This is a genomic window from Rhodoplanes sp. (genome assembly GCF_013377085.1).
Taxonomy (GTDB): Bacteria; Pseudomonadota; Alphaproteobacteria; order Rhizobiales; family Xanthobacteraceae; genus Rhodoplanes.
Map to the genome: position 1 here is coordinate 21173 of NZ_JACAAX010000020.1, position 13554 is coordinate 34726.

Below are 13554 nucleotides of genomic sequence, written 5' to 3' on the forward strand. Positions count from 1 at the left end.
CTCAGCTCTCCATCGGGGTCTGGTTGCGGCCGCGCAGCACGATGTCGAACCGGTAGGCGAGCGCCCATTCCGGAACCGTGTTCTCCAGGTCGAACACCGAGATCATGCGGTTGCGGGCCGTCTCGTCGGTGACCGAGTTGAAGATCGGATCGAACGGGAACAGCGGATCGCCCGGGAAATACATCTGGGTGATCAGCCGCGACACGAAGGAGTGCCCGAACATGGAGAAATGGATGTGGGCAGGCCGCCAGGCGTTGGGGTGGTTGCCCCACGGATAGGCGCCCGGCTTCACCGTGACGAACTTGTAGTGGCCGTTCGCATCGGTCTTGCAGCGGCCGGATCCCGTGAAATTCGGATCGATCGGTGCCGGGTGCTGGTCGACCACGTGGATGTAGCGGCCGCAGGCGTTGGCCTGCCAGACCTCGACCAGCGCGTTGGGCACCGGCCGCCCATCCTCGTCGAGCACGCGGCCGTGCACGATGATGCGCTCGCCCAGCGGCTCTCCGGCGTGCTGGCGGGTGAGGTCGTCGTCGCCCGGCTGAACAGCGTCCTGCCCATAGACCGGGCCGGTCAGCTCGCTCAGCGTATGTTTCATCAGGATCAGCGGCTTGGACGGCGACCGCTTGGGCGTGCTCTTGTAGGCGGGCGACAGCCGCGGCGGAAAAGCAGACAGACTCTGGGTGGGGAAATAGAAGGTCATAGGGGTCCTTGGCGTTACACGGGGATCGCTTCTTCGAGCGCATTGCCGCTATTTCAACCGCAGCGGTATTTCGAATGCAAGCGCCGCGTGGTCGTTCTTTGGACGAATGTTCGGTTATCGCGCATAACGTCCCACTTCACGTCCGTCCCGCCGGGCGCGCCGATAGTCGCAGGGGCAGGCCTTCACCCTCCCCTGAAGGGGGAGGGTGAAGGCCCACGATGCCGCTCAACCCCCGACGCCGTGGGCCTGCCGGGTGCGGGTGTGAAGATCGCGCAGGGTCGCCAGCTCGAGCTCGGTCGGCATCGCGGTTTCGGCGACCGTGTCGGCGAACCGCACCGGCCAGCCGGTCGCGTCGCTGATCTCGGCGCGTTCGACGCCCGGATGGATCGACGTCACCGTCATCTCCTTGGTCTCGGGGTCGGGCTCGAACACGCAGAGATCCGTGATCAGCCGGGTCGGTCCCTTGGTGCGGATGCCGAGCCTTGCGCGGTGATCGCCGCCCTCGCCGTGGCCGAACGTGGTGACGAAGTCGAGCTTTTGCACGAAGCTGCGACGGCTCTGCTTCATCGTCACGAAGATCTCGCCGCAATGCGTCATGATCTCGGGCGCGCCGCCGCTGCCGGGCAGCCGCGTCGCCGGCGCGTCGTAGGGGCCGATCACCGTGGTGTTGAGATTGGCGAAGCGATCGATCTGGGCGCCGGGCAGGAAGCCGACCGTGATGCGGCCGCCCTGCAGCCAGTAGCGGAACATCTCCGGCACCGACACGGTGGTCAGCGCGGTGTCGCACAATTCGCCGTCGCCGATCGACAGCGGCAGCACGCTCGGCCGCGTGGCGATGGTGCCGGACTCGTAGATCAGCGTGATGTCCGGCGCGTGGGTGAGGCGGGCGAGATTGCAGGCCGCCGAGGGCAGCCCGATGCCGACGAAACACACGTCGGTGGAGCGCAGCGCACGCGCCGACACGACGGTCATCATCTCGGTGGCGGTCCAGGCGAGCGTCATGACGGCCTCATACTAAGCTCTTTATCGCCGTCATTCCGGGGTGCGGCGAAGCCGCGAACCCGGAATCCAGCGGCACACTTCGAATTCTCGGCTGGATTCGGGGTCCGGCGCTTTGCGCCGTCCCGGAATGACCAGCTAACGGATCACGCGGCGACGGCGAGACGGGCACGGTGTGCCGCAAACACCTCGGGCCCCTGCTCCAGCACGTTGGCCTTCATCCAGGCCAGGAAGGTGTCGCGGTCGCGGGCGATCTTGTCCCAGCCCAGATAGAAGGCGTTGTCGCGGGCGTAGTAGCCCTGCGCATAGGACGGATAGGCGCCGCCCGGCACCTCGGCGATGGCCGTCACGGTCCAGGTCGGCAGCACCACGGCATTGGGGCTGCGGGGACCGAGATCGTCGACCACCTCCTCGACCGTCACGAGCACGCGCTTTGCGGCCAGCACGGCCTCCTTCTGAACCCCCAGGATCCCCTCGATCAGCACATTGCCGTCGCGGTCGGCCCTGAGCGCATGGATGATCGTGACGTCGGGCCGCAGCGCCGGCACGGCGGCCAGCTCCTCGCCCGTGAACGGGCAGGCGACGCGGCGAATGTTCGGATTGACCTTGGGGAGATCCACCCCGAGATAGCCGCGGAACACCGCGAAGGGCAGGTTGGCGGCGCCGGCCGCATAGGCGTTGGCCATGGCGGCGTGGGCGTGCTCCTCGAGCTCCAGCCGATGCGGCCAGCCGTTCTCGATGGCGTCGCGGAAGCGATGCAGCGAGCCGACGCCCGGATTGCCGCCCCAGGAGAACACCAGCTTCCTGGCGCAACCCATGCCGATCATCTGGTCGTAGACGATGTCGGGCGTCATCCGCACCAGGGTCAGATCGCGGCGGCCCTGGCGGATCGCCTCGTGGGCGGCGGCATGCGGGATGAGATGGGTGAAACCCTCGATCGCCACGGTATCGCCGTCCTGCAGAACGGCGGCGACGGCAGCGCCGAGCGTCATGATATGCGCCATGAAATCCGGTCCTGAGGATGATCGGGCCAACGCCCGGTGGCGGCATCTTGGAGGCCCGCGACGGCTCCGGTCAAATACGTTCGGCCGCGCCCGCCTGCGGACGCCTCCGCGTTTCCAAAAACGCCGCCGGCCGTGTTTCGCTTTCCGAAGTTTTTCCAGGCCCCTGACGGCCGCTTCGGACGACAGGCGTCCATGCCGCCGGCGCACGTCTCGAGGGCTGGCGTGACGAAAGAATTCCGGCCATGGTCGCGGCGCTCTGCCCACCGGCCAGAAACCACCCGCCGAGGACCCCAAAAGAATGCGCATCGACGCCTACACGCATTTCATCCCGGCCGGGATTCTCGCCGCCATGGATCGCCTCGGCGCCGGCCAGCAAGGCATCGGCAAGCGCATGCGCGGCATCCCCTGCATCTACGATCTCGACGCCCGACTGCGCATGCTCGACGAATTCCCCGATTACGCGCAGATCATCGCCTATTCGAGCCCGCCCATGGAGGACGTGGCCGGGCCGGACAAGGTCGAGGAGCTTTGCCGCATCATCAACGACGGCCTCGTCGACATCGTGTCACGCCACCGCGACCGTTTTCCGGGCTTTGTGGCCCAGGTGTCGCTCGCCGATGTTCCCGGCGCGATCCGCGAGGCGACGCGCGCCATCATCGATCTCGATGCCTGCGGCGTGCAGATCTACACCAATGTCTGCGGCCAGCCGATCGACCTGCCGGAGTACGAGCCGTTCTGGGACGCGGTGGAAAAGCTCGACAAGCCGGTGTGGATCCACCCGGCGCGGCGCGCCGACTTCGCCGACTACAAGAGCGAGCAGAAGTCGCTCTACGAGATCTGGTGGACGTTCGGCTGGTCCTACGAGACCGCCGCCATGATGGCGCGGCTCGTTTTCTCCAAGGTCTTGGACCGCCACCCCGGGCTGAAGCCGATCGTGCACCATTTCGGCGGCATCGTGCCGATGCTGGACGGCCGCATCGGCCCCGGCTGGGACCAGATCGGCACCCGCACCTCGGACGCCGACTATGCGAGCCTGAAGCAGTCGCTGAAGAAGCGGCCACTCGACTATTTTCGCGAGAGCTTTTATCCGGACACCGCCGTGTTCTCGTCGACCATCGGCACGCAGGCCGGCCTCGCCTTCTATCCGAAGGAGAACATCCTGTTCGCCACCGACTGCCCATTCGATCCCGAGAAGGGCCCCGGCTTCATCCGCGACACCCAGAAAATCCTCGACTCGCTAGGGCTGCCGCAGGAGACGCTGGACCTGATCTATTTCAAGAACATCGAGCGCATCACCGGCAAGACACTGGTGAAGTGAGGGCCGCAGCGCACCTGGTCACCTCTCCCCGCCGCGCGGGGAGAGGTCGGATTTCGCGCGAATAGCGCGAAGTCCGGGTGAGGGGGCGCTTCCGTATCCACGAAACGCCCCCTCATCCCGACCTTCTCCCCGCGTGCGGGGAGAAGGAGCGCTGGTACGGTGCCATCTCTCCACAAGCCACACGCCCTGCCCGTTAGAATCCCCGGCCCGCTTCTGCTAGCGTGCGGCCGCCATGGATGCCGTGCACAAAGCTGCCCCCGACGAGACCGCAGACGCGCAAGAGCGCGCGGACACGCGTGTCCCGGACACCATTGTCCCTGACGCGCGCGTCGCCGATACGCGCGTCAGTCCCATGATGGAGCAGTATATCGAGATCAAGACCGCCAATCCGGACTGCCTGCTGTTCTACCGGATGGGCGACTTCTACGAGATGTTCTTCGCCGACGCCGAGACGGCGAGCCGGGCGCTCGGCATCGTGCTGACCAAACGCGGCAAGCACCAGGGCCTCGACATCCCGATGTGCGGCGTGCCGATCGAGCGCGCCGACGAATACCTGCACCGACTGATCGCGCTCGGCCACCGCGTCGCCGTCTGCGAGCAGATGGAGGATCCGGCCGAAGCCAAGAAGCGCGGCGGCAAGTCGGTGGTGAAGCGCGACGTGGTGCGGCTGGTCACGCCCGGTACGCTGACGGAGGATTCGCTGCTCGACTCCCGCCGCAACAATTTCTTGGCCGCCATCGTGCGGGCGAAGCCGTCGACCGGCCACGAGGAGAGCCGCTTCGCACTCGCCTGCCTCGACATCTCGACGGGCGAGTTCCGCCTCACCGAATGCGACCGCACGCGGCTCGCGGCCGAGATCGCGCGGGTGGAACCCGGCGAGGTGATCGTCTCGGACGCGCTGTGGGAGGATCCCGAGGTCGCGCCGTTCCTGCGCACGCTGCCGGCCGTGACTCCGCTCGGCCGCGACGTGTTCGACGGGGCGAGCGCCGAGCGCCGGCTGGCGTCGTATTTCGCGGTGGCGACCAGCGAGTCCTTCGGCACCTTCTCGCGGCTGGAGCTGACCGCGGCCGCGGCCTGCATCACCTATGTGGAGCGCACCCAGATCGGCCGGCGGCCGCCGTTGTCGCCGCCGACCCGCGAGGCACTCGGCGCCACGTTGCTGATCGACGCGGCGACGCGTGCCAATCTGGAGCTGATGCGCACGCTCGGCGGCGAACGCCGCGGCTCACTCTTGGCCGCCATCGACCGCACCGTCACGGTGGCGGGCTCGCGTCTTTTGGCGCAACGCATCGCCGCGCCGCTCACCGATCCGGCCGCGATCGCGCAGCGGCTCGACGCGGTCGAGTTTTTCACCCGCGACTCTGTCGTCCGCGGCGTCGTCAGAGAAAAGCTCGCGGCGGCGCCGGACCTGGCCCGCTCGCTCGCCCGCATCGTGCTGGCCCGCGGCGGCCCGCGCGATCTCGCCGCCATCCGCGACGGCCTTCTGGCCGCGGCCGATCTCGCCGCGCGGTTGTCAGGTGAGGGACTGCCGGCCGAGATCGCTGCCGCGGTCACCGAGCTGCGCGCCCCCGATCCGGCGCTGCAAAGCATGCTGGGCGCGGCGCTCGCCGACGAGCTGCCGCTGCAGAGGCGCGACGGCGGTTTCGTGCGGGCCGGCTGGGAGCCGGCGCTCGACGAGGCGCGCGCCTTGCGAGACGAATCGCGACGCGTGATCGCCGCGCTGCAGGCCCGCTACGCCGACGAGACCGGCATTCGCGCGTTGAAAATCCGGCACAACAATGTGCTCGGCTATTTCGTCGAGGTGACGGCGCAGCACGGCGAGCGGTTTCTGGCGCCGCCGCTCAACGCCACCTTCATCCACCGGCAGACGCTGGCGGGCCAGGTGCGCTTCACCTCGACCGAGCTCGGCGCCCTCGAAGCAAAGATCGCCAGCGCCGCCGACCGCGCGCTCGGGCTCGAGCTCGACACCTTCGAGCGTCTCGCCGCCGCCGTGATCGCCGCCGCCGACGCCGTCAAGGCCGCGGCGCGCGCGCTCGCCGTGATCGATGTTGCGGCGTCGCTCGCCGCGGTCGCGATCGAATGTCGCTTCGTGCGGCCCGAGGTCGACGACGGCCTCGCCTTCGCCATCGACGGCGGGCGCCATCCGGTGGTCGAGCAGGCGATCGCGGCCGAGGGCGGTTCGTTCGTCGCCAACGACAGCGACCTGTCACCGTCCGCCGAGAAGAGCGCCGGCCGCATCGCCGTCGTCACCGGCCCCAACATGGCGGGCAAGTCGACCTATCTTCGCCAGAACGCGCTGATCGTCGTCCTCGCACAGGCGGGCAGCTTCGTCCCGGCCTCGCGTGCAACAATTGGCGTGGTCGACCGGCTGTTCTCGCGCGTCGGTGCCGCCGACGATCTCGCCCGCGGGCGTTCGACCTTCATGGTCGAGATGGTGGAAACAGCCGCGATCCTGAACCAGGCGACCGAGCGCTCGCTGGTGATCCTCGACGAGATCGGCCGCGGCACCGCGACCTATGACGGCCTCTCGATCGCCTGGGCCGCGATCGAGCACCTGCACGACAGGAATCGCTGCCGCGCGCTGTTCGCCACCCATTTCCACGAGCTGACCGCGCTGGCGAAGAAGCTCGACCGGCTGTTCAACATCACGGTGCGGGTGAAGGAGTGGCACGGCGACGTGGTGTTTTTGCACGAGGTCGTGGCCGGCGCCGCCGACCGCTCCTACGGCATCCAGGTGGCCAAGCTCGCCGGCCTGCCGGCCGCCGTGATCGAACGCGCCAAGCACGTGCTCGGCGTGCTGGAGGCAGAGGACCGCACCTCGCCGGCCCGCAAGCTCGTCGACGACCTGCCCCTGTTCGCCGCCCGCCCGGCGCCGCCGCCGAAGGTCGCCGAGGCGGTGCTGAAGAAGCTGTCCGAGATCGACCCCGACGACATGTCGCCGCGCGAAGCGCTGGAAGCGCTCTACGCGCTGCGGCAGGCGGCGAAGGAGTGACTCCGATCTTCACCTCCCCCTGGAGGGGGGAGGTCGGCGAGCGGAGCTCGCCGGGAGGGGGTGACAGCGCCTCCGTCGGGTGGGGCTTCACCCCACCCCGAGCGCGTGCAAGCACGCGCCCGACCCTCCCCCTCCAGGGGAGGGTGAAGAAGACGACGCGCCGCGCCATCCTCACGCCGCCGTGGTCTCCCGCGGCCGCACCGTCTGCTTCACCTCGAAGCCTTCGAACTTCGGGTGCTCCAGATAGAGCGGGCCGGTGCCGCTGTTGTCGGCGCGCGCATGGGCGACGCGGAACTCGTCCGACGTCGTCCACGCCTCGAAATGCGCCTTGCTGGCCCACACGGTGTGCGACGAGTAGAGCGTGTGGTCCTCGGCCTCCGGGCCCTTCAGCAGATGAAACTCGACGAAGCCCGGCATGCGGTCGAGATAGGTCTCGCGCGAGAGCCAGACGGTCTCGAACGTCTCCTCGCTGCCCTTCTTCACGCGGAAGCGATTCATGGCGATATACATCGGGAGTCTCCTTCATGGCTCTGCCGACGCACACCGAGCCGGCTTCTCGAGACGAACGCGTTGCGCCAGGGCGGTGCCTAGCGCAGGAAGAAGCTGACCGGCACCGAGAAGCTCATCGACTGGCCGGTCGGCGGTGCCGGGAACGGCGAGGCGCGGCGCACCATCGCGGTGGTCTCCTGATCGAGGCTGGCGATGCCGGAGCCGCGGCCGAGCCGCACCGAGGTGACGCGGCCGGAGCCGTCGATGGTGAAGCTGACGCTGGTCGAGCCCTGGTGGCCGCCCGCCCGCGCCTCGGCCGGGAACTGCTTGTGGCGGGCGAGATGCGCCGCGACGATGCCGCGGTAATTGGTGCTGAGATCGGAGCGACCGACCCCGATGCCGCTGGCGCTGGTGGAGCGCGCAGCGGACGTGTTGGTCGGCCGGGCATCGTCGCTGGTCCGCTCGGCGGTGCGCGTGGCGGTGCGCGTCTTGGGCTCCGCCTTGGCCTTCGGCTTCGGCTTGGCAGCCGGCTTGGTCTCGGGCTTGATCTCAAGCTTGGGCTGCGGCTTCGGCGGCTCGGGCGGAATTGCGGCGACGCGCTCGGGTGCCTCGTCGACGATCTCGGGCCTGGGCTCCTCTTTGGGCGGTTCGTCCTTCGGCGGCTGCGGTGTCGTCTCGGACTCCAGCGCCTTCGCCTCCTCGACCGGCTTGGGCTCCTCGGTCTTTTCGGGCTCGGCCTTCGCAGGCTCGGTCTTCGGCTGCGCGGTCGCGGCGGCCTCGGACTCGCTCGGCGTCGCCGCGAGACCGGCGGGCGCATCGGCGCCGAGCACCATCTCGACCGACACCACCTCGAGCCCGATGCTGGCGACCGGCGCCGGCTCGCGCGCGAAGGCTGTGAGGATCGCCGCATGCAGCATCACGGATCCGGCCGTGACCAGCACGGACCGCCACGGGCCGTGGTGACGGGCCGGCGCCGGCCGGTCCTCCGGCGACGGCGCCGGCACGGCCGCATGCCCGCTCGCCGCATGTGCCCCCGCCGCATGGTCGCGCTCGGCCCGCACATAGGCGAGCGAGACGACATTGCTGTCGTCCCGGCCGCCTGCCTCGCCGGCGTCCTGCGGCTCGACGACACGCCGCAACTCCACGGGCGGCGCCGTCGAGACCTCGTCGGCGGCGGCACGGGCCGGCACGACCGTCAGCAGGCCGCGCTGCGTGTCGATGCGGGACCAGGAGACCTGCATCATCCGGTCAGGCTCCTCCGAAGCGGATCTTCATCGACCCCTTGAACGTGATGCCGGGCGCCGGAGAGGCCCACAGCGTGTCGTTCTGGGTGATCGGGTCGCCGCCGCTCGCCGTGCGCGGGATCGGATAGGGCCGGTAGAACTCGTTGAGGATGTTGTCGACCGAGAAGCCCATCAGCACGTCGGGCGTCGGCTGGTAGCCGACATAGACGTTGACCAGATTGTAGGCGTCGGCCGGGATGTAGTTCGCCGGGATGTTGGTGTTGGAGGCGTAGGCGGACCAGCGGATGGTCGCCGTGATCTTGCGGTCGAGGAAGCGCGCGCCGAGCGTGGTGACGATCTTGTCCGGCTGCACGTTCAGGAGGCCGACGCCGGTGTCGACGTTCCAGCCGCGCTGATGCTGGCCGGCGACCCCGACAAACCAGCCGCCGGCGTCGTACATGGTCTCGACCTCGACGCCCTCGATGCGGGCGTGCGGCAGGTTCTGGTACTGATAGTACTGGACCGACGCGGCCGTGCCGCCGAAGCCGACCAGCTCGATGTAGTCGTCGACGTCGTTGCGGAAGACGTTGACCTTGCCCCGGAACGTCGCGCCCGGCAGCAGCACGTTGTCGTATTTCAGATTGAGGCCGGCTTCCTTGTTCTTGCCGACCTCGGCGCGCAGGTTCGGGTTGGGCAGGAAGCAGAACAGGCCGACATTGCCGTCCGGACACAGGAAGCCGGGCTCGAACGAGCTGGCGCGGGCGTGCGACCCGTCGATGATGGCCTCGGTCAGCGACGGCGCACGGTAGCCTTCCGCATACGTGACATAGGGCGTGAAGCCCTGGAGCGGCGTGACGCCCACCGTGATCTTCGGCGAGACGCGGTCGCCCGACGTGGTGGTGCCGAGCCCTTCGAGCCGATAGGCGTCGTAGCGGGCCGCACCGATCACCTCGAGCCAGGTCGAGTAGTTGCTCTTGATCTGGGCGAAGGCGCCGCCGACCGTGCGCTCGCCGCTCGGCGTCGTCACGTTGGAATTGCCGTGCGGGTCGAATGTCGCGACCTTGTCGTTGAAGGCGTCGCCGCCGATCGTCACGGCGTGGCGCAGCCCGAACGCGTCGAACCGCGCCGTGTTGTTGGCGTCGAAGCCGACCGTGTCGAGCTGGTAGGAGCGCTGGTCGCCGACGCAGCCGCTGATCGCATTGCCGGACACGCCGGCCCCGCACAGCGCCGCATTGGCGCTGGTCGAGGTGTGGGCGATCTTCGTCTGATCGGACTCGGTCCGGTTCCAATAGACATTGGCGTCCCAGTCGATCAGGCGATCCTCCGGCCGCGCATAGCGCCAGCGGGCCGAGGTCGTGTAGTTGGTCACGTCGGTCGCGTAGATCGACACGCCGCTGAGGCCCGAGCGCGCCGGCTGGCCGAAATCGTAACGGAAGTCCTGGAACGTGCCGGAGAGCTTGACCTCGTGCCCCTCGGCCGGCCGGACCGTGAGCTTGGTGACGGCGCTGCCCACCTTGTTCCAGGAGTTCAGCACCTCGTTGCCGTTGCCGTCGTTGTAGTTGCTCTGGCTCTTGAAGCTGCCGCCGGCGAAGAAGTCGACGTTCGGGTTGACGTGCACGCCGCCGAACACCGAGCCGAGCCCGCTCGCGTGGTTGGTGCCGGCCTGGGTGTGGCCCTCGACGCCCCATGTCTCGCCCGGCCGCACCACGTCCTGGATGTCCTTGGTGCGGAACGAGACGACGCCGCCGATGGCGCCCGAGCCGTAGATGTTGGCGGTCGGTCCGCGCACGATGTCGACGCCGCCGACCAGCTCCGGATCGAGATAGAAGGCGCCGTTGGCGAAATGCCCGGTGCGCTGATAGTTCTGTCGCGCCCCGTCGACCACCACGGCAACGCGGCCGAAATCCTGCAGGCCGCGGATGTTGATCGCGGTCGACGGCTCGTCGCCGCGGTCCTGCACGGAGACGCCCGGCACGGCGATCAGCATGTCGGACAGCCGCTTCGGCAGGATCTGGTCGATCTGATCCATCCGCACCGTCGACACCGGCGCGAGCGCATCGATCGCCTTCTCTTCCGTCTTGGTCGCCACCACCGTGATCGCATCGAGCGTCTCGGCCGACTGCGCCTGCACGCTCGTGCCCGCCACTGTCAAAAGTGCGACCGCCGAAACCCCGAACAGGAGCGAATCTGCTCCCCGCATCCGTCCAGCCATGTGAGCCCCCACTCGCGTTGATCCGAAACATCGTCGCGGGCTGGCGGGCGAGCCGAGGGCGGCTGCTTGCTGGCTGACGGCGGCGGCCCCGTTCGGGTTCCGCCGGTTAAGACTTGCCTTTCGTAACCGACTGTATTACGGCAAGTCAAGGAAGACATATAGAGTTTAGAACGTCTCTAAGGATCGAGATATCAAGTCTATAACGACTCTAAACTGTCGTATTCAGGATGAATACAGTAGTATTCAATGGACAAGCGCCGAAGATGAGCCGCTCCGAGACCGATCGAGATTCTGCCGCCGTGCCGCCCGCGCCGGGCGAGGCCAGCCCCGAGCGCAGCGTCGCCGTGGTCGCGCACCGGATCGAAAGCCGCGATCTGTTCGTCGCGACGCGCGAGATCATCATCATGCACGGTGCCGACGCCTACCGGCTGCGTCTGACGGCGCAGAACAAGCTCATCCTGACCAAGTGAGGCGGCGATGACCGGAGTGTTCGGGACACGATGGCGCACCGCCACAGCCGCCGCACTGATCACGAGCACCGCACTGGTGCTCACACGCGTGCCCGCGAGCGCCGGCGACGTGACCGTGAAAGATGCCGGCGGCCGCAGCGTCACGATTGCCGACGCCCGCCGCATCGTCTCGATCGGCGGCGCCGTCACGGAGATTCTCTACGCGCTCGGCCTGGAGAGCCGCATCGTCGCGGTCGACACCACCAGCCTCCACCCGCCGCGCGCGCTCGCCGAAAAGCCGAATGTCGGCTACATGCGCCAGCTCTCGCCCGAGGGGATTCTGGCGATGTCGCCCTCGCTGGTGCTGGCGATCGAGGGCGCCGGCCCGCCCGAGGCCGTGAGCGTGCTGCAGGCCGCGCGCGTGCCCTTCGTCCAGGTGCCGGAGCGCTACACGGCGGACGGAATCCTCGACAAGATCCGTCTCGTGTCCGAGGTGGTCGGCGAGGCGGCGCGCGGCGTCTGCCTGATCGACGCGCTGAAGCGGGATTTTTCGACACTCGAGGGCGCACGAGCGCGCAGCGGCCGCGCCCCACGCGTCCTGTTCGTTCTCTCCTTCGTCAACGACCGCGCCATGGTGGCGGGCCGCGACACCGCGGCCGACGGCATCATCCGGATGGCGGGGGCCGAGAACGCCATGCCGGACCTCGCCGGCTACAAGCCGGTCGGCGACGAGGCCGTGATCGCGGCGCAGCCCGACGTGGTGCTGATGATGGACCGGCCGGGCCAGCCCGTCTCGGCCGAGACGGTGCTGGGCCGCCCGGCTTTCGCCATGACGCCCGCCGGCACCCGCAAGGCGCTCGTCGTGATGAACGGCCAGTATCTGCTCGGCTTCGGGCCACGCACCGCGCTCGCCGCCCGCGACCTCGCGGCAAGGCTTTTTACCGGGCCGCCCGTCACCGCAACGCAAGGGAGCGCGACACCGACAGGCGGGCCGCAAGCGGCCGCGCCCGCCGACACCATGACGGCACGGCACGACGCCGCGATCGGAGGCTGCGCGAAATGACCGAGGCCGCGGTCGAGCCGGCGACGATCGCCGAGCAGCACCGGCCGCCCGGGCTACGGGCGTTGCCGCGCTGGGCCGTGCTGGCCGGCCTCGCCGCGCTGCTGGTCGCCGCCGCGCTCGTCTCCGCGGCGATCGGCTCCGCCGGCATCCCGCCGGGCCGGCTCGCCGCCGCGCTCGGCCTGACGGGCGGCGACGGCGCTGCCGCCGAGGTGGCGCGCGACCGATTGATCCTCCTGTCGATCCGGCTGCCCCGCATCGTGCTCGCCGTCGCGGTCGGCGCCCTGCTCGCCACCTCCGGCACCATCATGCAGGGTCTGTTCCGCAACCCGCTCGCCGATCCCGGCCTGGTCGGCGTCTCGGCCGGCGCCGGCCTCGCGGCCGCCGCCACCATCGTGCTGGGAGACAAGATTCTGGGCGGTGCGCTCGGACCCGAGCTGCTGCCGGTGGCGGCCTTCCTCGGCGCCCTCGCCGTCACGGCGATGCTGTACCGGATCGCCACAAGCGAGGGCCGCACCTCGATCGCCACCCTGCTGCTCGCCGGCCTCGCGCTCGGTGCGCTGGCGGGCGCCGGCACCGGCCTCCTGGTGTTTCTCGCCGACGACCGGCAGCTCCGCGACATCACCTTCTGGACGCTCGGCTCGCTGGCCGGATCCACCTGGCCGAAGGTGTGGGCGATGGCGCCCTTCCTGTTCGGCGTGCTGGCGGCGTTGCCCGTGATCGCCCGCGGCCTCGACATGCTGGTGCTGGGCGAGGCCGAGGCGTTCCACATGGGCGTGCCGGTCGAAGGGCTCAAGCGCTTCGCCATCGTGCTGGTCGCGGCCGCCGCCGGCGCCGCTGTCGCGGCGAGCGGCGTCATCGGCTTCGTCGGCATCGTGGTGCCGCATCTGCTGCGCCTCGTCATCGGCCCCGGACACCGCACGCTGCTGCCGGCGGCCGTGCTGTTCGGCGGCGTCGTGCTGCTGGTCGCCGACAGCCTCGCCCGCACGCTCGCGGCCCCGGCCGAGCTGCCGGTCGGCATCGTCACGGCGATCCTCGGGGCGCCGTTCTTTCTTCTCTTGTTGCTGCGCCAACGCGCCGTGGTGGGCCTGTGAGCGTGATCCTGACC

11 protein-coding genes are annotated in these 13554 nt (G+C 69.1%); 5 read left to right on the top strand and 6 right to left on the bottom strand.

Annotation, left to right across the window (positions count from 1 at the left end; all coding sequences use genetic code 11):
• Position 1: 1 nt before the first annotated feature.
• The 3 genes from pcaH to HXX10_RS15230 all read right to left on the bottom strand — a co-directional run bounded on the left by pcaH (position 2) and on the right by HXX10_RS15230 (position 2703).
• Positions 2–700, bottom strand: a complete 699-nt coding sequence (gene pcaH / locus HXX10_RS15220; RefSeq protein ID WP_296523503.1) for a protocatechuate 3,4-dioxygenase subunit beta — start codon at positions 698–700, stop codon at positions 2–4.
• A 225-nt stretch (positions 701–925) separates the two neighbouring features.
• The gene (locus HXX10_RS15225; protein ID WP_296523505.1) at positions 926–1702 is read right to left on the bottom strand and encodes a CoA-transferase subunit beta; all 777 of its coding nucleotides are present in this window, start codon (positions 1700–1702) and stop codon (positions 926–928) included.
• 143 nt (positions 1703–1845) lie between these two features.
• Positions 1846–2703, bottom strand: coding sequence for a CoA transferase subunit A (locus HXX10_RS15230; RefSeq protein WP_296523507.1), 858 nt, complete (start codon positions 2701–2703; stop codon positions 1846–1848).
• Between the two features lie 298 nt (positions 2704–3001).
• On the opposite strand from HXX10_RS15230, the gene HXX10_RS15235 reads away from it, so the two are divergent.
• Positions 3002–4021: an amidohydrolase family protein gene (locus HXX10_RS15235; RefSeq protein ID WP_296523509.1), complete on the top strand. Its 1020-nt coding sequence runs from the start codon at positions 3002–3004 to the stop codon at positions 4019–4021.
• A 232-nt stretch (positions 4022–4253) separates the two neighbouring features.
• The gene (gene mutS, locus HXX10_RS15240; RefSeq protein ID WP_296523511.1) at positions 4254–7013 is read left to right on the top strand and encodes a DNA mismatch repair protein MutS; all 2760 of its coding nucleotides are present in this window, start codon (positions 4254–4256) and stop codon (positions 7011–7013) included.
• A gap of 171 nt (positions 7014–7184) precedes the next feature.
• Here mutS and HXX10_RS15245 read toward each other — a convergent pair whose 3' ends face one another.
• From HXX10_RS15245 to HXX10_RS15255, 3 genes are all read right to left on the bottom strand, one after another.
• Positions 7185–7523 (bottom strand): antibiotic biosynthesis monooxygenase, encoded by a 339-nt coding sequence (locus tag HXX10_RS15245; protein WP_296523512.1) that lies wholly within the window; start codon positions 7521–7523, stop codon positions 7185–7187.
• A gap of 77 nt (positions 7524–7600) precedes the next feature.
• On the bottom strand, positions 7601–8746 hold the full coding sequence (locus tag HXX10_RS15250; RefSeq protein ID WP_296523515.1) for an energy transducer TonB: 1146 nt from the start codon (positions 8744–8746) through the stop codon (positions 7601–7603).
• A 4-nt stretch (positions 8747–8750) separates the two neighbouring features.
• A complete protein-coding gene (locus tag HXX10_RS15255; protein ID WP_296523517.1) occupies positions 8751–10937 on the bottom strand; it encodes a TonB-dependent hemoglobin/transferrin/lactoferrin family receptor in 2187 nt (728 codons plus the stop codon).
• Between the two features lie 263 nt (positions 10938–11200).
• On the opposite strand from HXX10_RS15255, the gene HXX10_RS15260 reads away from it, so the two are divergent.
• Genes HXX10_RS15260 through HXX10_RS15270 form a run of 3 tightly spaced genes read left to right on the top strand, consistent with a single transcriptional unit; the run spans position 11201 to position 13540 of the window.
• Positions 11201–11407, top strand: a complete 207-nt coding sequence (locus tag HXX10_RS15260) for a hemin uptake protein HemP (RefSeq protein ID WP_296523519.1) — start codon at positions 11201–11203, stop codon at positions 11405–11407.
• 7 nt (positions 11408–11414) lie between these two features.
• Positions 11415–12449 carry a hemin ABC transporter substrate-binding protein gene (locus tag HXX10_RS15265; RefSeq protein WP_296523521.1) on the top strand — a complete coding sequence of 345 codons (1035 nt, stop codon included), beginning with the start codon at positions 11415–11417 and terminating at the stop codon, positions 12447–12449.
• Positions 12446–13540: an iron ABC transporter permease gene (locus HXX10_RS15270; RefSeq protein WP_296523522.1), complete on the top strand. Its 1095-nt coding sequence runs from the start codon at positions 12446–12448 to the stop codon at positions 13538–13540. Before HXX10_RS15265 ends, HXX10_RS15270 begins: the two co-directional genes overlap by 4 nt.
• The last annotated feature ends 14 nt before the right edge of the window (positions 13541–13554 follow it).